Origin of the sequence: Streptomyces sp. PA03-1a (assembly GCF_033792805.1) — a bacterium.
Taxonomy (GTDB): Bacteria; Actinomycetota; Actinomycetes; order Streptomycetales; family Streptomycetaceae; genus Actinacidiphila.
The window spans coordinates 50,770-70,375 of sequence record NZ_JARAVO010000006.1; the positions used below are offsets into that span (position 1 = coordinate 50,770).

25 protein-coding genes and 3 tRNA genes are annotated in these 19,606 nt (G+C 71.9%); 12 read left to right on the forward strand and 16 right to left on the reverse strand.

From position 1 onward, the window contains the following. Window positions 1-48 precede the first annotated feature (48 nt). The 7 genes from PV341_RS02470 to PV341_RS02500 form a co-directional block, all read right to left on the reverse strand. Window positions 49-1,491 carry an MFS transporter gene (locus PV341_RS02470; protein WP_500328168.1) on the reverse strand — a complete coding sequence of 481 codons (1,443 nt, stop codon included), beginning with the start codon at window positions 1,489-1,491 and terminating at the stop codon, window positions 49-51. A 79-nt stretch (window positions 1,492-1,570) separates the two neighbouring features. After that, window positions 1,571-2,134 (reverse strand): TetR/AcrR family transcriptional regulator, encoded by a 564-nt coding sequence (locus tag PV341_RS02475; protein ID WP_499513403.1) that lies wholly within the window; start codon window positions 2,132-2,134, stop codon window positions 1,571-1,573. Between the two features lie 77 nt (window positions 2,135-2,211). After that, window positions 2,212-2,646, reverse strand: coding sequence for a MaoC family dehydratase (locus tag PV341_RS02480; protein ID WP_500328170.1), 435 nt, complete (start codon window positions 2,644-2,646; stop codon window positions 2,212-2,214). A 4-nt stretch (window positions 2,647-2,650) separates the two neighbouring features. Continuing rightward, window positions 2,651-3,103: an FAS1-like dehydratase domain-containing protein gene (locus PV341_RS02485; protein WP_500328171.1), complete on the reverse strand. Its 453-nt coding sequence runs from the start codon at window positions 3,101-3,103 to the stop codon at window positions 2,651-2,653. Window positions 3,104-3,203: 100 nt separating this feature from the next. Beyond that, a complete protein-coding gene (rpmG, locus tag PV341_RS02490; protein WP_004571794.1) occupies window positions 3,204-3,368 on the reverse strand; it encodes a 50S ribosomal protein L33 in 165 nt (54 codons plus the stop codon). Window positions 3,369-3,456: 88 nt separating this feature from the next. Further along, window positions 3,457-3,529 (reverse strand) — tRNA-Met (locus tag PV341_RS02495). Window positions 3,530-3,575: 46 nt separating this feature from the next. Beyond that, window positions 3,576-3,648: transfer RNA gene (locus tag PV341_RS02500), tRNA-Thr, on the reverse strand. Between the two features lie 213 nt (window positions 3,649-3,861). Here PV341_RS02500 and PV341_RS02505 point away from each other — a divergent pair. Together PV341_RS02505 and PV341_RS02510 are read left to right on the forward strand one after the other, a co-directional pair. Beyond that, on the forward strand, window positions 3,862-5,106 hold the full coding sequence (locus PV341_RS02505; protein ID WP_499513400.1) for an amidohydrolase family protein: 1,245 nt from the start codon (window positions 3,862-3,864) through the stop codon (window positions 5,104-5,106). Between the two features lie 28 nt (window positions 5,107-5,134). Then, window positions 5,135-5,797: an NAD(P)H-binding protein gene (locus tag PV341_RS02510; RefSeq protein WP_500328173.1), complete on the forward strand. Its 663-nt coding sequence runs from the start codon at window positions 5,135-5,137 to the stop codon at window positions 5,795-5,797. A 6-nt stretch (window positions 5,798-5,803) separates the two neighbouring features. Here the strand turns inward: PV341_RS02510 and PV341_RS02515 are convergent, their stop codons facing one another. Next, window positions 5,804-5,974 (reverse strand): hypothetical protein, encoded by a 171-nt coding sequence (locus PV341_RS02515; protein ID WP_500328174.1) that lies wholly within the window; start codon window positions 5,972-5,974, stop codon window positions 5,804-5,806. Between the two features lie 134 nt (window positions 5,975-6,108). On the opposite strand from PV341_RS02515, the gene PV341_RS02520 reads away from it, so the two are divergent. Continuing rightward, window positions 6,109-6,576, forward strand: a complete 468-nt coding sequence (locus PV341_RS02520) for a nuclear transport factor 2 family protein (protein ID WP_500328175.1) — start codon at window positions 6,109-6,111, stop codon at window positions 6,574-6,576. Here the strand turns inward: PV341_RS02520 and PV341_RS02525 are convergent. From PV341_RS02525 to PV341_RS02535, 3 genes are all read right to left on the reverse strand, one after another. Then, a complete protein-coding gene (locus tag PV341_RS02525; protein ID WP_499513397.1) occupies window positions 6,546-6,791 on the reverse strand; it encodes a DUF8825 domain-containing protein in 246 nt (81 codons plus the stop codon). The genes PV341_RS02520 and PV341_RS02525 overlap by 31 nt on opposite strands. 156 nt (window positions 6,792-6,947) lie before the next feature. Continuing rightward, the gene (locus PV341_RS02530; RefSeq protein WP_500328177.1) at window positions 6,948-7,499 is read right to left on the reverse strand and encodes a DoxX family protein; all 552 of its coding nucleotides are present in this window, start codon (window positions 7,497-7,499) and stop codon (window positions 6,948-6,950) included. 256 nt (window positions 7,500-7,755) lie between these two features. After that, complete coding sequence (locus tag PV341_RS02535; protein WP_500328178.1) at window positions 7,756-7,887, reverse strand: hypothetical protein; 132 nt, start codon at window positions 7,885-7,887, stop codon at window positions 7,756-7,758. Between the two features lie 567 nt (window positions 7,888-8,454). On the opposite strand from PV341_RS02535, the gene PV341_RS02540 reads away from it, so the two are divergent. The 5 genes from PV341_RS02540 to PV341_RS02560 all read left to right on the forward strand — a co-directional run bounded on the left by PV341_RS02540 (window position 8,455) and on the right by PV341_RS02560 (window position 13,016). After that, window positions 8,455-9,141 carry a hypothetical protein gene (locus PV341_RS02540; RefSeq protein ID WP_500328179.1) on the forward strand — a complete coding sequence of 229 codons (687 nt, stop codon included), beginning with the start codon at window positions 8,455-8,457 and terminating at the stop codon, window positions 9,139-9,141. A 30-nt stretch (window positions 9,142-9,171) separates the two neighbouring features. After that, the gene (locus PV341_RS02545) at window positions 9,172-9,729 is read left to right on the forward strand and encodes a SigE family RNA polymerase sigma factor (protein ID WP_500328181.1); all 558 of its coding nucleotides are present in this window, start codon (window positions 9,172-9,174) and stop codon (window positions 9,727-9,729) included. After that, window positions 9,726-10,514, forward strand: coding sequence for a hypothetical protein (locus PV341_RS02550; RefSeq protein ID WP_500356547.1), 789 nt, complete (start codon window positions 9,726-9,728; stop codon window positions 10,512-10,514). The genes PV341_RS02545 and PV341_RS02550 overlap by 4 nt, the downstream gene beginning before the upstream one ends. A 108-nt stretch (window positions 10,515-10,622) precedes the next feature. Beyond that, window positions 10,623-10,919 carry a hypothetical protein gene (locus tag PV341_RS02555; protein ID WP_500328184.1) on the forward strand — a complete coding sequence of 99 codons (297 nt, stop codon included), beginning with the start codon at window positions 10,623-10,625 and terminating at the stop codon, window positions 10,917-10,919. 48 nt (window positions 10,920-10,967) lie between these two features. After that, the gene (locus PV341_RS02560) at window positions 10,968-13,016 is read left to right on the forward strand and encodes a PA14 domain-containing protein (protein WP_500328185.1); all 2,049 of its coding nucleotides are present in this window, start codon (window positions 10,968-10,970) and stop codon (window positions 13,014-13,016) included. Here the strand turns inward: PV341_RS02560 and PV341_RS02565 are convergent. The 3 genes from PV341_RS02565 to PV341_RS02575 all read right to left on the reverse strand — a co-directional run bounded on the left by PV341_RS02565 (window position 13,010) and on the right by PV341_RS02575 (window position 14,082). Then, window positions 13,010-13,273: a hypothetical protein gene (locus PV341_RS02565; RefSeq protein WP_500328186.1), complete on the reverse strand. Its 264-nt coding sequence runs from the start codon at window positions 13,271-13,273 to the stop codon at window positions 13,010-13,012. The genes PV341_RS02560 and PV341_RS02565 overlap by 7 nt on opposite strands. Window positions 13,274-13,507: 234 nt before the next feature. Continuing rightward, complete coding sequence (locus tag PV341_RS02570; protein WP_500356549.1) at window positions 13,508-13,702, reverse strand: hypothetical protein; 195 nt, start codon at window positions 13,700-13,702, stop codon at window positions 13,508-13,510. Between the two features lie 298 nt (window positions 13,703-14,000). Further along, window positions 14,001-14,082, reverse strand: a tRNA-Tyr gene (locus PV341_RS02575). Window positions 14,083-14,270: 188 nt separating this feature from the next. Here PV341_RS02575 and PV341_RS02580 point away from each other — a divergent pair. The 4 genes from PV341_RS02580 to PV341_RS02595 all read left to right on the forward strand — a co-directional run bounded on the left by PV341_RS02580 (window position 14,271) and on the right by PV341_RS02595 (window position 18,185). Beyond that, window positions 14,271-14,759: a YajQ family cyclic di-GMP-binding protein gene (locus PV341_RS02580; protein ID WP_018558836.1), complete on the forward strand. Its 489-nt coding sequence runs from the start codon at window positions 14,271-14,273 to the stop codon at window positions 14,757-14,759. 191 nt (window positions 14,760-14,950) lie between these two features. Next, entirely contained in the window at window positions 14,951-16,273 is a 1,323-nt protein-coding gene (locus tag PV341_RS02585; RefSeq protein WP_500328188.1) for a radical SAM protein, read from the forward strand. Next, on the forward strand, window positions 16,274-16,726 hold the full coding sequence (locus PV341_RS02590) for a flavodoxin family protein (protein WP_500328189.1): 453 nt from the start codon (window positions 16,274-16,276) through the stop codon (window positions 16,724-16,726). It abuts the gene before it with no gap. Window positions 16,727-16,802: 76 nt separating this feature from the next. Further along, entirely contained in the window at window positions 16,803-18,185 is a 1,383-nt protein-coding gene (locus tag PV341_RS02595) for an FAD-binding oxidoreductase (protein ID WP_500356551.1), read from the forward strand. Between the two features lie 26 nt (window positions 18,186-18,211). Here the strand turns inward: PV341_RS02595 and PV341_RS02600 are convergent, their stop codons facing one another. Together PV341_RS02600 and htpX are read right to left on the reverse strand one after the other, a co-directional pair. Then, window positions 18,212-18,613: a YccF domain-containing protein gene (locus tag PV341_RS02600; RefSeq protein ID WP_500328192.1), complete on the reverse strand. Its 402-nt coding sequence runs from the start codon at window positions 18,611-18,613 to the stop codon at window positions 18,212-18,214. 117 nt (window positions 18,614-18,730) lie between these two features. Continuing rightward, window positions 18,731-19,591, reverse strand: coding sequence for a zinc metalloprotease HtpX (gene htpX / locus PV341_RS02605; RefSeq protein WP_500328193.1), 861 nt, complete (start codon window positions 19,589-19,591; stop codon window positions 18,731-18,733). Window positions 19,592-19,606 lie beyond the last annotated feature (15 nt).

The window sequence follows — 19,606 nt, forward strand, 5'->3', positions numbered from 1 at the left end:
GCGCGTCACCACCGGGCCGGCCGGTGGTGGCGCGCGCCGGACGGGGCGTCAGGGCGTCGCGTCGACCAGGGACTTGGGCGGGGCGGGGACCAGCTCGGGGGCCTTCGTGGCGCGTCGGCCCGGGATGAGGAGGGCCGCGAGCGCTCCGACCGCGACGGCGGCCGCGCCCACCCAGAGGGCGGGAGTGAGGCCGTCGACGAACCGCGCCGCCGACTCGTAGCCGCCCTGGGCGGAGAAGACCGCCGCGAGGGTCGCGACGCCGAGGGCCCCGCCGACCTCGCGGAGGGCGTTGTTGGCGCCCGAGGCGATGCCCTGCTCCTCCGGCCGGACGCTGCCCATGACGATGTTGGCGCTCGGGGCGAAGTACATCGCCATCCCGATGCCGCTCACGATCAGCGCCGGCACCTGCGCCACGTACGACACCCCCGGCTCGATCACCACGGCGAACCAGCCGAGGCCCACCGCCTGCAGGGCGAGTCCGGCGGCGACGACCGGGCGGCCTCCGATGCGGTCGGAGAGGAAGCCCGCGATGGGCGCGACGATCATCGGCATGCCCGTCCAGGGCAGCATGCGCAGCCCCGCCTCGGTCGGGGAGTAGCCCGCGACGCCCTGGAGGAACTGGCTGAGCAGGAAGATCGAGCCGAACATGCCGAGGAACATCAGCAGGCTGGCCGTGTTGACGGCGGCGAAGGCGCGGCTGCGGAAGAGCCGCATCGGCAGGATCGGGTTGCGGGCGCGGATGCCGTGCCGGACGAACAGGGCCATCAGCACACCGCCGCCGACGAGTCCGCCGAGGACCGGGCCGCTGGTCCAGCCGTCGGCGTTGCCGCGGACGAGGGCGTAGACGATGCCGAACAGACCCGCGCTGGCGAGCACCGTGCCGGTCACGTCGAGCCGGGGGTCGGGGCCGCGGCTCTCGGCGAGCCGCAGCCGGGCGAGGGGCAGGAGGAGCACGCCGATCGGGACGTTCAGCCAGAAGATCCACTGCCAGGAGATGTGTTCGGTGAGCGAGCCGCCGATGAGCGGTCCGGCGGCGACCGCGAGACCGTTCACCGCGCCCCAGATGCCGAACACCATGCCGCGCCGCTCGGGCGGCACGGTGGCCGAGAGCAGGGTGAGGGTCAGCGGCATGAGGATCGCGGCGCCGACGCCCTGGACGGCGCGGGCGGCGATGAGTTCGCCCATGCCGGGGGCGAGGGCCGCGGCGGCGGAGGCCGCGGAGAAGACGCCGAGGCCCACCAGGAACATGCGCCGGCGGCCGAAACGGTCGCCCAGAGCGGCGCCGAACATCAGGAGGACGGCGAAGGTGAGCGTGTAGGCACTCACCGTCCACTCCAGGTCCTCCAGGGCGCCGCCCAGGTCCGCGCGGATGGAGGGCAGCGCCGTGGTGACGACCAGGTTGTCGAGCGCCGCCATGAACCCGGCGACGCTGGTGATCACGAGTGCCCAGACGACGCTGCCGCGCCGGCCCTCCGTCGGTTGCTGTGCCATGAACTCCCCCAGCTGATTAGTAATCGATCAATAACTTTCATGGACATGGGTGGGCCCCACGGCAGGCCGACGCGACCCGTCAGCCCTTCCCCGGGAAGCGGTCGGCGTAGAGGTCCTCGATCCCCGCCCAGCCGCGCTCGTGCTGTGGGACACCGAGCGCCACCAGTACGTTCACGAGCATCCCCGTGCCGAAGAACTCCGCCGCTTCGCGGTCGCCCACCCCCGTACGTGCCCTGACGAAGTCCCACAAGCCCAGCCAGCCGCGCCGGCAGGCCTCGCGGATCTCCTCGTCGTCGACGGCGGCCACGTACATCTGCAACTGCATCCGCAGGACGTCGCCGTCCCCGATGAGCTCCTGGTACGAGCCGCACATCGCCTCGAAGGCCTCCTCCCCCTCCAGCCCCTCGGCCGCCTTCTCGAAGTGCGCCTCGATCGTCTCGACGCACCGCGCCGCGACGGCCATGAACAACGCCTTCTTGTTGGGGAAGAGCCGGAAGAGGTACGGCTGCGACACACCCATGCGCTTGGCGATGACGCCGGTGGAGGTGCCGTTGTAGCCACCCGTGCCGAACTCCGTCATCGCCGCGCGGATCGCCGCCTCGCGGCGCTCCTCCGCGCTCATCCGCATGCCGTCACCTGCCATGCCAAGTAAGTTATCAGTCAATAACAAACGGGAGCAAGAGGAAGGCGGCGGGACGCCCCGCCGCCTTCTCCTCACGGCTACGCCAGCCGGACCACCGCGCGCGACATGCCCAGCACCTTCTGCCCGGCGCTGAGGGCCGTCACGTCCACCCGGACCGTGCGCTCGTCGTCGTCCAGCTTGGCCGCGACCTTGGCACTGACCTCGATCAGCGCGCCCGTGCCGTCGTTCGGCACCACGACCGGCTTGGTGAAGCGGACCCCGTACTCCACGACCGCGCCCGGGTCGCCCGCCCAGTCCGTCACCACGCGGATCGCCGAGGCCATGGTGAACATGCCGTGCGCGATGACGTCCGGCAGGCCGACCTCCGTGGCGAACCTCTCGTTCCAGTGGATCGGGTTGAAGTCACCGGAGGCGCCCGCGTACTGCACGAGCGTGGCGCGGTTCACGGGGAAGGACCGCGCCGGCAGCTCGGTGCCGACCTCGACCTCGTCGTAGGAGATCTTCGCCGTCATCGGTTCACTCACCCTCCGGCGCGCGCGCCACCAGTTTCATGAGCGCCGTCACCACGTGCTCGCCGCTCTCGTCGTGGACCTCGCCGCGGACGTCGATGACGTCGTTGCCCGCGAGCGACTTGATGGCCTCGATGGTGACCGTCACCGACAGGCGGTCACCGGCCCGCACGGGGCGGGTGTAGCTGAACCTCTGGTCGCCGTGCACCACCCGGCCGTAGTCCAGTCCCAGCTCCGGGTCGAGGACGACCTGCCCCGAGGCCTTGTACGTGATCACGAACGGGAAGGTCGGCGGCGCGATCACGTCCGGGTGGCCCAGGGCCTTGGCCGCGTCGGGGTCGGTGTAGACCGGGTTCGGGTCGCCGACGGCCTCGGCGAACTCGCGGATCTTCTCCCGGCCCACCTCGTAGGGAGCGGTGGGCGGATACGTCCGCCCCACGAAGGACTGGTCCAGCGCCATCGGCACCTCCTGGAGCTGTGGTCTGCACGTCGGCGGGTCCGCCAACGCCGAGAGGCCGCCCCCGGTGACAGGGGCGGCCTCTTCGGTCTTACGGCCTGGGTCAGCGCGTCTCGCGGTGCGCGGTGTGCGCGTTGCAGCGCGGGCAGTGCTTCTTCATCTCAAGACGGTCCGGGTCGTTGCGCCGGTTCTTCTTGGTGATGTAGTTCCGCTCCTTGCACTCCACGCAGGCCAGCGTGATCTTCGGGCGGACGTCGGTGGCGGCCACGTGAGTGCTCCTTGACGAACGGCAATAAGGTTTGAACACGGAAAGAGTAGCCGATTGAAGGACCGATCCCACAATCGGCTACGCGGGGTAGCGGCGACCGGACTTGAACCGGTGACACAGCGATTATGAGCCGCTTGCTCTACCGACTGAGCTACGCCGCTTCGATGAAAAGATCACCCGCCGGGTGGCGGGTCATCCGATCACCAGAGCCCCAATACGGAATCGAACCGTAGACCTTCTCCTTACCATGGAGACGCTCTGCCGACTGAGCTATTGGGGCGAGCGAGGAAGACATTACACGGTCCGCCGCCGAAGGTGAAATCCGTATCTTGCGGGCAGTCGCCGGACCACCTCCCGCCTCCGCCGCCCCAGCCGCTCGGCCCCATACGTCACTTGACGTCACCAGTACGACTATTCGCTCTTCCCGGACGGACCGGGCACCGCGCCCTAGGCTCGGAACCGCGTGATCTTGCCTCCGGCCCCGAGGAGCGCGATGACCGACAGCCAGCCGCAGCAGCCCACCGACCCGCCGCTGGGCGAAACCGCCCCAGCCCCCGCCCTCCTGCTCTGCGGTGCCCGCCTCGCCGACGGCCGCACCGTCGACGTGCGCCTGGCCGGAGCGCGCATCGAGGCCGTCGGCACCGCCGGCAGCCTCCACGAGGGCACCCGTGTCGACCTCGGCGGTTACCTCCTGCTGCCCGCCCCCGCCGAACCCCACGCCCACCTCGACACCGCCCTGACCGCCGGCTCCGCCGGACCGCCCTCGTACGACGCCGAGGACGTGCAGCGGCGGGTCACCGAGGGCGCCCTCCACCAGCTAGGCCACGGCGCGACCGCGGTCCGCACGCACATCCGCATCGGCGACGTACAGGGGCTGCGCGCCCTGGAGGCGGCGCTGCAGGCCCGGCGCGCCCTGCGCGGCCTGGTCGACGTGCGGACCGTGGCGGTGCCCCGGGTGCTCACCGGGCCCGCCGGCGCGGACGGCCTCGCCGTGCTCCGCGACGCCCTCAAGATGGGCGCCGACGTGGTGGGCGGCTGCCCCGACCTCGACCCCGACCCGGGCGGGTACGCGGAGGCCGTGCTCGCCGTGGCCGCCGAGTTCGGCCTCCCGGTCGACCTGCACACCGACGCCGCCGACCCGGCCCGGCTCTCCCGGCTCGCCGCGATGGCGGGAGGACTGCGCCCCGGCGTCGCCCTCGGCCCCTGCGGCGGCCTGGCCCGGCTCCCGTACGACACGACCGTCCGTCTGGCGGGGCAGCTCGCCGCCGCCGGGGTCTCGCTGACCGCCCTCCCGCAGGGCGGCTGCGGCGCCCTGGAGTCGCTGCGCCGCGGCGGCACCGCGCCGGTGCGGACCCTGCGGGCGGCCGGCGTCCGGATCGCCGCGGGCAGCGGCGCGCTGCGCGACCTGACCAACCCCGTCGGCCGTGGCGACCCCCTGGAGGCCGCCTTCCTGCTCGCCTCCCACGGCGAGTGCGCCCCGGGGGAGGCGTACGAGGCGGTGAGCCGGGACGCCCGCGCCGTCATGGGGCTGCCCGAGGTGCGGGTGGAGGCGGGCTTCCCCGCCGAGCTGCTCGCGGTACGGGCCGACCGGCTGGAGAGCGCGCTCTCGCTCGCGTACAGCCGGATCGTCATCCACCGGGGGCGGGTCGTCTCCCGGACCAGCGCGGTACGCGAGTACACCGACACCCTGGCGCTCGACCTGCCGCGTCAGTCGAGGAGCCGACGTGACCCGGCATGAACGGCGCGCCGGGCGTAGCGTCGGTGGCATGCGCACTGTGATCGCTGGTGGACATGGACAGATCGCGCTGCGGCTGGAGCGGCTGCTCGCCGCGCGCGAGGACGAGGTGGCGGGCATCATCCGCACGCCGGAACAGGCCGATGACCTGCGCGAGGCCGGCGCCGAGCCGATCGTGCTCGACCTGGAGTCGGCATCGGTGGACGAGGTGGCCCAGGCACTGGCCGGGGCCGGCGCGGTCGTCTTCGCGGCGGGCGCGGGGCCGGGCAGCGGCGCCGCCCGCAAGGAGACCGTCGACCGGGACGCCGCCGTGCTGCTGGCCGATGCCGCGGAACGCGCGGGCGTACGCCGTTACCTGATGGTCTCCGCCATGGGGGCCGACGCCGGGTCCCGCTCCGGCACCGACGAGGTCTTCGCCGCCTACCTGCGCGCCAAGGGCGCCGCCGACGCCGAGGTGCGCCGGCGCGCCGCCCTGGACTGGACGATCGTCCGCCCCGGCCATCTGACCGACGACCCGGGCACGGGGCGGGTCCGGCTCGCCGCTTCCACCGGGCGCGGTTCGGTGACCCGTGACGACGTCGCGGCGGTGCTGGCGGAGTTGCTCGACACGCCCTCGACGGCGGGGCTCACCCTGGAACTGATCGAGGGTCACACCCCGGTGTCGGTCGCCGTGAAGGACGTCGCCGGGAACTGAACCGCACTACGGGCAGCCCTGTGGGCCTTGGCGCCGGGCTCCGGGCTCCGGGTGAATCCGCCGGATGCCGATGCGCCGTTGGCCGAGGGGCTTGGTGAAGTCCACGTACGGGAAGGCCTCGTCGAAGCCGATCTCCCGGGCGGCCTTGAGGTCACAGCAGTACACCGACCCGCGCATTCCACGGGGCGCGGGATGCGGGCGCGAGCGGACGGGTAGAGGGGGGACGGCCGAGATGCGATCAGTCCGGCTCTGGGCTGCACTTGATCGTATCGGGACGACCAGCGCCATCCCCCTGACGTCACGGAGAGACCATGCCGATGAAGCCCCCGGCACCCCCGTTCACCCGCGAGACCGCGATCGAGAAGGTCCGCCTCGCGGAGGACGCCTGGAACAGCCGCGACCCCGAGAAGGTGTCCCTCGCCTACACACCCGACAGCCGGTGGCGCAACCGCGGCGAGTTCGTCAACGGCCGGGAGGAGATCGTCGCGTTCCTCACCCGCAAATGGACCAGGGAGCAGGAGTACCGGCTCATCAAGGAGCTCTGGGCCTTCGACGGCAACCGCATCGCGGTCCGCTTCGCCTACGAGTGCCACGACGACTCCGGCAACTGGTACCGCTCGTACGGCAACGAGAACTGGGAGTTCGACGACGAGGGCCTGATGCGCGTACGGCTGGCCAGCATCAACGACACCCCGATCGCCGAGGCGGAGCGCGCGTACCACTGGCCGCTCGGACGACGGCCCGACGATCATCCCGGTCTGTCCGACCTCGGGTTCTGAGCGGCCCGCGCCTGCCGCCGCAGCTCCACGCGGGCCGCGGGCAACCGGCCGGGGCCGGTGCGCCAGTACGGGTGCCAGAACAGCCGGCAGGAGAGCCAGAGCAGGCGTCGCCGCAGGACCGCCGCATGGGCGGGCTCCGCGGCGAGTTGCGCGTAGGTGCGGTGCCATTCGCGCTGCGCCTGCACCAGGTCGGGCGGGAACACGGTGTTGGCCATGCACAGGATTCAATCATGTGTTCGATTTCCTGCGCACGCCTCACGCGTCACTCGTAGGGGTGAGCTTGCTGCGGCGCCCGCGTCGGACGTCAGGTGACCCCGGGGCCGTCTGCGCCCCGGGGTCACCGGCAGGTGCCCCCGGTACGGGGGCCCGGCCTACAGGTTCAGGACGACCAGCGCCCCCACGCCGCCCAGGGCCAGCGCGACGGCGGCATCGGCCCAGCCGCCCCTCCCCCAGCGGAAGTACCGGTCCAGCGCGAGCCGCCCGGGGCCGATGGCGGCGATCCCGAGGGCGACGACGGTGATGGCCAGGTTGTACTCGATGCCGCCCTGCTCGTCCCACAGCCCGCGGGCACCGGTCACCGTGACCATGGCGTTGATCATCACGCCGATGAGCGCCGCCGCGGCGAGCGGGGTGAACAGCCCCAGCGCCAGGCCCACGCCGCCCAGGAACTCCGAGGCCCCGCAGATGGCGGCGAAGACCTTCCCCGGCGAGTAGCCCATCATCTCGAAACCCTTGCCGGTGCTGGTGAGCCCCTGGCCGCCGAACCATCCGAAGAGCTTCTGGAGCCCGTGCCCCGCCATCAGGACACCGAAGGTGAGCCGGATCAGCAGCAGGCCGCAGTCACCGGCGCTCACCCGCGGGCGCACCGGTACGGCGTCCTCCGCCTGCGGCTGGACGCGCAATCGCTCGGCTATGTAGTTCATGGGGAAACCTCTTCTGCTCCCGAGGCCCCGGCGGGCGGCGTCGGCCGTCCGTAGGAGTCCGGCAGAGCGTGTCGGTGCGGTCAGCGCGGATCACACAGGCATCCCTCCTCCCTCAGCAGGAGGTACGCGACAGCTGCGTGCCACGTTCAACCACTTTCCCCTCTTTCGTACATCTCATCCCGAAATACCGGAAGTGCCCGGGTGGTACCGATGCCCACCAGGGGCTCCAGGTGGCTCCCGGTGGCCCTCGCGTCGCTCAGAGCCGCAGGCGCGGCGCCTCGTCGTCCGGGGTGTGCGGACTCGCGGAGTGGAAGGGGACCGAGAGGACGGAGGCCAGGGCCCGGCCTGCCCGGTCGGCGGCGACCGCCGAAGGGTGGCGCCGGCCCACGTCCCTCTCCTCGCCCAGGTACCGCACCGCGGTGCCGCGATGGGTCGACTGGCCAGGTGGTGCTCGCCCGCAGGGTCCGCGGTGATCGCCAGCAGCTCCACGAACCGGTCGTGCACGGTGTCGCCGTCCCACACCGCCTCGATCGCGGCGACGCGGCCGGGGAAGCCGGCGGCGCGGGCGTGCAGGGATTCCGTGTCGAGGGGGCTGTCGGGGGTGCGGACGATCCGTTCGCCGTGGTGGTCGTGGCGTTCGCCCACCACGATCTGGGCCTCGCGGAGCCCGAGGCCACGGGCCCGGCCTGCCATTCCCGGCTCCCTCTCCCCTGCGGCCCGCGTGACGGGACCGGCCGGATGCCACCGTACGGTGCGACCTCAACCGGCCGCGTCCCGGAGGAAGTTGCGCGGCCGTGCAACCCTCCGCGCACATTCGGGAGTACCTACGAATGGACGTCCAAGCGGCGGCCACCACATCCGGTGGCCACCGCAGGCCGGCGCGCGGGCCCACGCGCCGGCCGTCAAGGACCGCCCGGCGCGGTGCCGGGTGGCGGCTTCGAAGGAGAAATGCTCCGTGGCTCTCAGTTTTGCCAGGAAGGCAGGCGTGGCGGCCGCCACGGCGGTCGCGATCGGCGCGATGTCGCTCGGCGCCTCCGCCATGGCGGCGCCGTCGGCCCCGTCCGCCCCGGCCACGCACCGCGCCGGCGCACCCGCCGCCGTGGCCGCCAAGGCGGTCGCCGCACCCGGGAAGCAGGCGCCCAAGGTCGTCACGCAGCTGATCGGCGAGGGCCGGGTGGACGGCAAGCGCTGGTCGGTGGCCCTGGAGTTCCACCGGACGCTGCCGGAGGGCTACGACCTTCCCACGTCCCCCGACGGCACCACCGCCCCCGGCACGGCGCTGCTGTGCCAGCGCATGTACATCGACGGCGTCCGCATCGACCACCAGGGCGGCCCCTGGTCCGACTGCCAGCCCGTCACCGGCGCCCACGACCCCGCCGGCAGCGGCGGCATGGGCCTGTGGGGCTTCCAGGACAAGGGCACCACCGGCTCCCGCCTCATGGTCTCCAACCCCGAGGCCGCCGTCGCGTACGGCGTCGTCGTCCTCACCGACGGCACCCGTCTGAAGGCTCCCACGGTCACCGTCCCCGGCACCGACTACCGTGCCTGGGCCGTCGCCATACCCGACGGCAGGACGATCGCCGCCGTCGACCAGTACGACAGCCACCGCCACCGCCTCAGCCACGACACCTACTGGCGCTGATCCCAGGAAGAAGGACGGGCACCTCCTGCCGTGCAGCCACGTGACCACCGAGCCGAGGGCAGCGAACCGGACGCGGAGTTCACCCGCTTCGTCGCCGCCCGCTGGCGCGCCTTGACGCACACCGCGTACCTGCTCACCGCGGACTTCCACGAAGCGGAGGACCTGGTGCAGTCGACGCTGGCCAAGGTGTACCCGCACTGGGGGCGGTTGCGGCCCGAGCACGCGGAGCACTACGTGCGGCGGGCGCTGGTCAACACCAACCGCAGCCGGCACCGCCGCCGCAGGATCGCCCACCTCCTCCTCCCGTCGCTGCCCGACACCCGCCCCGCCCCCGAGGACGGGGCGGGTGTCGGGGGCGTGGACGGGTACGACGCCCTGGCCCGCCTGCTCGCCGGACTACCGGAGCGGCAGCGGGCGGTCGTCGTGCTGCGCTACTGCGAGGACCTGTCAGCGGAGGAAGTGGCGGACGTCCTCGGGTGCTCGGTCGGCACCGTGAAGAGCCAGGCCTCCCGGGCCCTGGACAAACTGCGCAACCGGGCGACCCTCGCCCGTCTTCACCCGTCCAGCCGCCCCGCAGAGGCACGATGACTCCCGACCACGACCGCCGCCCCGCCCAAGAGGACTGGCTGCGCGACGCCTTCGCCCGGTCGCGCGACGCCTACCCCGCCTCCCAGGCCCCCGTCGACCGGATCCTCGCCACCGCGCGGGCGCACAGGAAGCGCCACCGCGCGGCGGTCGCCGTCGGCGCCGTGGCCGGTGCCGCCTGCGTCCTCGCCGTCGCCGTGGCGGTCTCGATCCAGGGGGCCCGCCCCTCCACCGGCCCCGCGGACCGTTCCTCCCCGGCGGCGAGCCCGACCGCCACCGCGTCGCCCGGCCCCGTCACCGTCCGGGTGGCCGGCGGCACGACCGGCGGCGCCCCCTGGTCGGTCGCGCTGGAGTTCCACCCGACGCTGCCGGAGGGCTACCGCCTCCCCGCGCTCCCCGACGGCACCACCGCCCCCGGCACGGCGCTGCTGTGCCAGCGCATGTACATCGGCGGCATCCGCATCGACCACCAGGGCGGCCCCTGGTCCGACTGCCAGCCCGTCACCGGGGCCCACGACCCCGCCGGCAGCGGCGGCACGGGCCTGTGGGGCCCGCACGACAAGGGCACCACCGGCTCCCGCCTCATGGTCTCCAACCCCGAGGCCGCCGTCGCGTACGGCATCGTCAACCTCACCGACGGCACCCACCTCAAGGCCACCACCGTCACCGTCCCCGGCACCGACTACCGCGCCTGGGCCGTCGCCGTCCCCGACGGCAGGACCATCGCCACCGTCGACCAGTACGACAGCCACCACCACCGCCTCAGCCACGACACCTACTGGCGCTGACCCCGGGAGGAGGGGACCCGTCGCACGGCCGGTGTCACATACCGCCCCGCCGCCCTGTCGTCATGGTCGAAGAGCACACCGACCACGGAAGGTGGGGGGTTCCTCATCATGGGCGTCGAGCGGTCGCAGCAGGCCGAAGGCCACGTCCGTACCGGCCACCCGGCCCGGTACCCGGCGCGACGGCGCACGAAGCTCGGCCTCGCAGCCGTCGTCGTGTTGGTCGTCGTCGCCCACCTGGGCCTGGGCGGGCTGCTCCTGACGTCCGGCCCCTGGAAGCACTGGGCCGTCGGCGCCCTCGTGGCCGTCGTCCTGGCCAAGGCCGTCTTCCTGCTCCTACGCCGCGGCAGAAGCCGTGGACATCGAGGTCCGGGGCGTACAACCAAGCGCGTTCCTCATCGGTCCTGATCGTCGGTGGTGCCGCCATGCCGCCGAGGACCGGAAGCGAAGGAACGCATGAACCGACCCAGAAGCGCCACGGTCGCCACGGCCGCCACCGTCGTGCTCGCCACAGCGGGCGGCCTGCTCACCGCGGCCACGCCCGCTTCCGCCGCCGTGACCTGCACCTCGCCGGTCTTCAAGCGAACGTTCTACGCGAACACCACGTTCTCCGGGACACCCAGGCACACGGACTGCGACTCGGCGATCGACCAGAACTGGGGCACCGGCGCGCCCTACAAGGGCCTGCCCGTCAACAACTTCGGCGTCCGCTGGTCCACCACGCGCGACTTCGGTTCGGGTGGGCCGTTCACGTTCACCGCTTCCTCCCGCGACGGCATCCGCGTCTACCTCGACGGCGTCCGCAAGGTCGACCTGTGGAAGAACGTGTCGTCCACGGTGCGCAAGACCGCCAACGTCACCGTCCCCTCCGGCAAGCACACCCTGCGCGTCGACTTCGTCAACTGGACGGGCTCGGCCAACGTCACGTTCGGCTACGCCCCCCGCACGTCGGCGACGGTCGACAAGGTCAAGCCCCTCGTCCCGGCCGGGACCACCGTCGCCTACAGCGCGACCACCGCGTCCACGAAGGTCGGCTGGGCCAAGAACAAGGAGATGGACCTCGCCGGGTACCGCGTCTACCGCCGGCTGAAGGGCGCCTCCTACCCCTCGAAGCCGATCGCCACGACGACCTCCACCTCGTACACCGACACGACCGTCCCGAAGGACGGCAACGTCTACTACTACGAGGTCCGCGCCTACGACAAGGCCGGGAACACCTCGCCGGGCACCGCCGACCTCGGCATCACGACCGTCGACAGCGCCGCCCCCGCCGCCCCGAAGGGCGTCGAGGAGAACTGGGCCATGGGCTACCCCAGCACGATCACCCTGTACTGGGACAGCAACTCCGAGCCCGACCTGGCCGGCTACCGCGTCTACCGCTCGACGTCCCTGCCGGTCGCCCTCACCCCGGAGAACCGGGTGACCGGCGACGCCTTGTCGCACGGCGGCTACACGGGGCCGCTGCCGCAGACCGGCGACATCCACTACTACGTGGTCACCGCCGTCGACACGCACGGCAACGAGTCGGCGGCCTCGCACGCGGCGATGTACTACACCCGCGACCTGACGGGTCCGGTCGACACCGCACTCAACGCGCGCGGCCGGGAGGACGAGGCAGGCGTCACGCTGACCTGGGACCCCTCCGAGCGGACCAGCGACGACTTCGCGGGTTACACGATCATCCGGTACGCCCAGCCGCGCGGTACCGGGGGCCCGCGGGAGGTGGTCGGCACGGGGGTCGAGGGCACCACGTTCACCGACGCGGCGCCGCCGCCCGGCGCCACCTACTACTACGGGGTGGTCGCGGTCGACCACGCGGGCAACGGAGGCACCCCGTCCCAGGAGGTCGTCGTCACCGTCTCCGGGAACACGACGGCTCCCGCCCCGGTCACCGGCCTGACCGCCGACCCCAAGGAGAACGGCGTCACCCTCACCTGGGACGCCGACACCGCACCGGGCCTCGACCACTACCGCGTGCTGCGCGGCACGTTCGCCGACGGGCGGTGGACGTACGCCCCGCTGATCGACCCCTGGACCCTGCGGCCGCGGGAGATCAAGGCGACGACCTTCCACGACCGGACGGCGGCCGACGGCCAACGGATCCGCTACGCGGTCGTCTCCGTCGACCAGTACGGCAACCAGCTCACCCCCGACACCGGCGCGACCGTCACCGAGGTCACCGAACCCGACCTCCGCCCCACCGCCCCACCGGCGACCGGCGCCCCGATCCACCTGAACAGCAACGAGACCGGCTCCCTCCACTGGTTCCTCACCGACGGAAAGAACGCCAACGGCAGCCCGGTGACGGCCTTCACCGTGAGCCGATGGAACCGCGAGAGCGGGACCTTCGACGCGCTCGCCACGGAGCCCAAGGGCAACTCGACCGACTGGTACTGGTCCGACCGCACCCAGCCGGCCGCCACCACGGTCTACTACCGCGTCACGGTCCTCTACGCGGACGGCACGGAATCGGGCGCGTCCGAGGTCGCCGCCCTGAGCTACTGACCCCGCCCGCGCCGGCGGCGACAGCCGGGAAGGGGACCGGAAGTGAGTTTCCGGTCCCCTTCCACCGAGTCGTCGTCCGCCGGCGCGGGAAACCGTCCTGCGATCGGCGCATGGGCAACGCCACGGAGGTGCACGAGCGGCCCCACGCGCTGGCCGAAGCCGACCCCGGCCATCGGCGATTCGGTGCGGCACGTCACCGCCACCAGCTCGACCCGCCGGTCACGGAATCCCGAATGGCTCGCTTCGAGCAGGAGCACGGGATGAGCCTTCCTCCCTCCTACCGTGCCTTCATCACGGCAGTGGGAAGCGGGGGCGGGGGGCCTTGTCGCGGGCTGTTCCGGCGCCAGCAGACCGATCTCGGCGAACGGTGGGCAGACCTGCTGGCCACGCCGCCTCCTCTCCGACCAGGCGCTCAGCCACGGACCGGACTTCGACTGGTACATGCAGTGGCCGATGAACCCCGGCGGCACAGTGGACTCTTGAGCTCCGCGCTATGGCTTGATGTCAAAGAGCGGGATGGTCGGTGGCGGCGGGGCGAGTACGGCGCGAAGGCTGTTGAGCGTCGCACGCCATTGTCTGCCGTCCCGTGGGTTGACCCAGTTCGACGCCAATCCGGATTCGTCGCTGACGATGCGGCCGAGGGCTTCGTCCGCCAGGTTCCGGAGGTCGGAGCGGAAGGTCGGCATGGGTGAAGGGGCCGGTAGCCCAGGTACCCATGATGATCTCCTCGCACGGCTATGCCGGGAGCCTCGCACTGGCCACTGACAATGCGGCCACGACCGCGAAGCCAAGGTGCAGCCAGCCGTCCCACGCATGCCCCACAGCCGCAGGTCGGGCGCCGGATTCCCGTCCACACCCCGTCCACAACCGCTGGTGGAGAGCGTCCGAGAACGGGACGGAGCGAGACAGCGGCCAACGCCCGCCGGAGCAAGCAAAACAGCCCCTGCTCTGCGTTTCCGCAGCTCAGGGGCTGTGTTTCCACTGTGGCGGCGCCAGGATTCGAACCTGGGTAGGCTAAGCCGACGGATTTACAGTCCGCTCCCATTGGCCACTCGGGCACACCGCCTGGGAAGTGTCTCCGTGGGCCGCTTGTGTGCGGTCCCCGTGGCGACGTCGTAAACAATACCCGATGCGGGGGGGTGCTTCGCCACCCTATTGATCAGCGCTTCGGGCGGGTCCGGTGGCTAGGCTTGCGGGGGCGGCCCGGAGGCGGGTCGCGGACCTGACGGATCAGAGCCAAGGAGCCAACAGAAGATGGCCGACTCCAGTTTCGACATCGTCTCGAAGGTCGAGCGGCAGGAGGTCGACAACGCCCTCAACCAGGCCGCCAAGGAGATCTCGCAGCGCTACGACTTCAAGAACGTCGGCGCGTCGATCTCGTGGTCCGGGGACAAGATCCTGATGCAGGCCAACTCCGAGGAGCGGGTCAAGGCCATCCTGGACGTCTTCGAGACCAAGCTGGTCAAGCGGGGGATCTCGCTGAAGTCGCTGGACGCGGGCGAGCCCCAGCTGTCCGGCAAGGAGTACAAGATCTTCGCGACCATCGAGGAAGGCATCTCGCAGGAGAACGCCAAGAAGGTCGCCAAGATCATCCGCGATGAGGGACCCAAGGGCATCAAGGCGCAGGTCCAGGGCGAGGAGCTGCGCGTGACGTCCAAGAGCCGGGACGACCTGCAGGCCGTCATCGCGCTGCTGAAGGGCAAGGACCTCGACTTCGCGCTGCAGTTCGTGAACTACCGCTGAGCGAGGTCTTGCCGAGGCCCCGGCCGCGAGGAGGCGGCCGGGGCCTTCGCCACGCGCACGACGGGGCGCATTCGGAGGGTGCCACCCGGGAAGCCGCCGTAGGTGCGTAGTGTCTTCCTGTTAGGTCTCCCCGGGACCGCCCCGCCCGTCGACGGCGGACCCGGGGCAGTGTCTCGAGGATGGAGCCGGGCATGCAAAGCCGCACCGCTTTGGTCGAGGACCTGATGAGCCGCTTCCCGCACGTCCCCCGCGAGGCGGTCATCAAGGAGGACCTCCTGCGCGGCGGGATCGCGTTCGACGAGTCCGCGCTCAGCGGCAACGAGGACGGCGACGTCAAGCCGAAGTCGTACTTCATCTTCTCCTTCGACCACCGCACCCTCCCCGAGCTGGGCGCCGCCGCGCTGAAGCGGCCGCCGGAGGAGATCGTGCTCACCGGCGGGCCGTACGACCTGCGCCGCACGGTGGTGTCGGTACGGGTGAACCCGGCCTCGCCGTACCGCGTGCGGGCGGGCGGGCGCGGTGTGCTCGGCCTCTACCTCGACGGGGTGCGCATCGCGGACGTCGGCCTGCCGCCGATGCCGGCGTACTACCGGCACACGCTGGAGAACGGCAAGTCGGTGATGGAGGTCGCGCCGACGATCCAGTGGGGCTACCTGATCTATCTGACGGTCTTCCGCGTGTGCCAGTACTTCGGCGCCAAGGAGGAGTGCCAGTACTGCGACATCAACCACAACTGGCGCCAGCACAAGGCGGCCGGACGCCCCTACACGGGTGTGAAGCCGGTCGAGGAGGTGCTGGAGGCGCTGGAGATCATCGACAAGTACGACGAGACGAAGTCCTCCACCGCCTACACCCTCACCGGCGGGGCGATCACCTCCAAGGTCGCCGGGCGGGACGAGGCGGACTTCTACGGCCACTACGCGAAGGCCATCGAGGAGCGCTTCCCCGGCCGCTGGATCGGCAAGGTCGTCGCGCAGGCGCTGCCCAAGGGGGACGTGCAGCGCTTCAAGGACTACGGCGTGCAGATCTACCACCCCAACTACGAGGTGTGGGACCGCCGTCTGTTCGAGCTGTACTGCCCGGGCAAGGAACGTTACGTCGGCCGGGACGAGTGGCACCGCCGCATCCTGGACTCCGCGGAGATCTTCGGCCCGCGCAACGTGATCCCCAACTTCGTCGCGGGCGTGGAGATGGCCGAGCCGTTCGGCTTCGGCAGCGTCGGGGAGGCGATCGACTCCACGGCGGAGGGCCTGCGCTTCTTCATGTCGCGGGGCATCACGCCGCGCTTCACCACCTGGTGCCCGGAGCCGACGACCCCGCTGGGCAAGGCGAACCCGGAGGGCGCGCCGCTGGAGTACCACATCCGCCTGCTGGACGTGTACCGCGCGACGCTGGAGGAGTACGGGCTGAGCTCGCCGCCCGGGTACGGCCCGGCCGGCCCCGGCAACGCGGTGTTCTCGGTGAGCTCGTTCATGGACAGCCTGCCGGCGTCCGCGCCGGTCGGAGTGAGCTGAGTGCCGACCCTGCTGATCGTGCATCACACGCCGTCGCCGAACCTCCAGGCGATGTTCGAGGCGGTGGTCGCCGGCGCGACCACCGACGAGATCGAGGGCGTGGACGTCGTGCGGCGGGCCGCCCTCGCGGCGACCGCCTCCGACGTGCTCGCGGCGGACGGCTACGTGCTGGGCACGACGGCGAACCTCGGCTACATGTCGGGGGCGCTCAAGCACTTCTTCGACCAGGTCTACTACCCGTGCCTGGACGGCACGCGGGGCCGCCCGTTCGGCTACTACGTGCACGGCGGCAACGACGTGACGGGGACGGTGCGGGGGATCCGGTCGATCACCACGGGCCTGGGCTGGGAGCAGGCGGCGGCCGAGGTGACGGTCACCGGGGAGCCGTCCAAGGCCGATCTGCAGGCCTGCTGGGAGCTGGGCGCGACCCTGGCAGCCGGGTTGGCGGACTGACCGCGCGGGCCCGGCGCCGACGTGCCGGGCCCATGCCCCCGTCCTACCGTGGAGGTGGAGAGAGGGGGCAGCACCGATGGCACCCCGGGTCCTGGACGACGCGACCCTGGACGCCCTGCGCTCCGGCTTCGCGGGCGAGGTCGTCGCACCGGGCGACCCGTCCTACGACGAGAGCCGCACGCTCTTCAACGCGATGATCGACCGCAGGCCGTCCGTGATCGCCCTGTGCGAGACGGTGGAGGACGTCGCCGCGGCGATCCGCTTCGGACGGGAGCGCGGGCTGGAGGTCGCCGTCCGCGGCGGCGGGCACGGTGTCGCCGGGAATGCCCTGACGGACGGCGGCGTCGTCGTCGACCTGCGGCGCATGCACGCGGTCGTCGTCGACCCGGGGGCGCGCACGGCACGGGTCGGCGGGGGCGCCACGATGAGCCACCTGGACCGGGCGACGCAGCCGTACGGCCTGGTCACCACCGGGGGCCGGGTGTCCACCACGGGCGTGGGCGGCTTCACCCTCGGCGGCGGATCGGGGTGGCTGGAGCGCGCGTTCGGGCTGGCCTGCGACAACCTGGTGGAAGTCGAGCTGATGACGGCGGACGGCACCATGGTGCGGGCCGCCGAGGACGAGAACCCGGAGTTGTTCTGGGGGTTGCACGGGGGCGGCGGCAACTTCGGCGTCGCCACCTCTCTCACGTTGCGGCTGCACCCGCTGCCCGCGGTCACCGTGGCCCTGCTGCTGTGGCCGCCGGACGCCGGCCCCGAGGTGCTGCGCGCCTACCGCACCCTGCTGGCGTCGGCGCCGGACGAGATGGGCGGGGGCCTGCTCTTCCTCACCGGGCCTGCGGAGGAGTTCGTCCCGGAGCACATGGTGGGCGCGCTCACCTGCGCCGTCCTGGTGACGTACGCGGGCACCGGGGACGCGGCGCGCGAGGTGCTGGAGCCGCTGCTCGCGCTCGGCCCGCAGGGCCGGCTGGTGACGGAGCTGCCGTACGCGGACCTCCAGTCCATGTTCGACGACCCGCCGGGCTACCGGAACTACTGGTCGGCGGAGTACCTGGACGACTTCCCCGACGAGGCCGTGGACCGCTTCTGCGCCCGGGCCCGGGACATGGTGGTCCCCTCCCCCTCCCAGCACGTGCTGTTCCCCGTGGGCGGCGCCGTGGCGCGTCCCCCGGCCGACTACCCGCTGCCCTGGCGCCGGGCGCCGTGGGTCGTGCACCCGTTCGGCCTGTGGGCGGACCCGGCGGACGACGAGCGGGCCCGGCGGTGGGCGCACGGCATCCGCGCCGACGTGCGGCAGTGGTCCTCCGGCGCGGTCTACCTCAACTTCATCGGCGACGAGGGCGAGGGCCGCGTGATCGCCGGGTTCGGCGCGCACAACCTGGGGCGGCTGGCCCGGGTCAAGAGGGAGTACGACCCGCAGAACGTCTTCCGCCTCAACCACAACATCGAGCCGGACTGACCCAGGCCGCCGGGAGCGAGGGCGGCTCAGCGGGTGGCGTACGGGGCGTCGACGGGGACGATCTCGCGGCCGAGCGGCACCAGGGAGATCGGCACCATCTTGAAGTTCGCGATGCCGAACGGGATGCCGATGATCGTCAGGCAGAAGCCGATGCCCGCGAGCACGTGGCCGATGGCGAGCCAGATCCCCGCGAGGATCAGCCAGATGATGTTCCCGAGCAGCGACCCGACGCCCGCGTCACGGCGTTCCACCGTGGTGCGGCCGAAGGGCCACAGCACGTAGTTGGCGATCCTCAGGGACGCGATCCCCCAGGGGATGGTGATGATGAAGATGAACATCAGCAGGCCCAGCAGGGCGTAGCCGATGGCCATCCACAGGCCCCAGATGATCAGCCACACGACGTTCAGGACGATGTTGACCGCCTTCATTGCCCAAGCCTCCCATGCGTCCGGGGGCCCCGCCCGTCAGGAGGACGGGAGCCGCCGCTCCGTCAGCCGTCCTGCACAGGGCCCGTACCCGCGGGCGGGCCGGGCCGCACGTGGGCGTCAGCGGCGGTGGCCGGCCATCTCCTCCAGGCGGGCGATGCGCTCGCCCATCGGGGGGTGGGTCGAGAAGAGCTTGGACACGTCGCCGGGGCGGAACGGGTTGGCGATCATGAGGTGGCTGGTGGTCTCCAGCCGGGGTTCGGGCGGCAGCGGGGCGCGCTTGGTGCCCGTCTCCAGCTTGCGCAACGCCGAGGCGAGGGCGAGCGGGTCGCCGGTGAGGCGGGCACCGGAGGCGTCGGCCTCGTACTCGCGGGAGCGGCTGACGGCGAGCTGGATGAGGGAGGCGGCGACCGGGCCGAGGATCATCATGAGGAGCAGGCCGAACAGGCCCGGGCCCTCGTCGTCGTCGGAGCGGCCGATGGGGATCAGCCAGGCGAAGTTGACGAGGAACATCACCACGGAGGCCAGGGCACCGGCGACGGACGAGATGAGGATGTCGCGGTTGTAGACGTGGCTCAGCTCGTGGCCGATGACGCCGCGCAGCTCGCGCTCGTCGAGGAGGCGCAGGATGCCCTCGGTGCAGCACACGGCGGCGTTGCGCGGGTTGCGGCCGGTGGCGAAGGCGTTGGGGGCCTCGGTCGGGGAGATGTAGAGCCGCGGCATGGGCTGCCGCGCGGAGGTGGAGAGTTCGCGCACCATGCGGTACAGCGCCGGCGCCTCGAACTCGCTGACCGGGCGGGCGCGCATGGAGCGCAGTGCGATCTTGTCGCTGTTCCAGTAGGCGTAGGCGTTGGTCCCGAGGGCTACGACGAGTGCGACGATCAGTCCCGTACGGCCGAAGAAGCTGCCGATGACCAGGATGAGAGCCGACATTCCGCCCAGGAGCGCGGCGGTCTTCAGGCCGTTGTGCCGGCGGTGCACGGTACACCCTCCAAG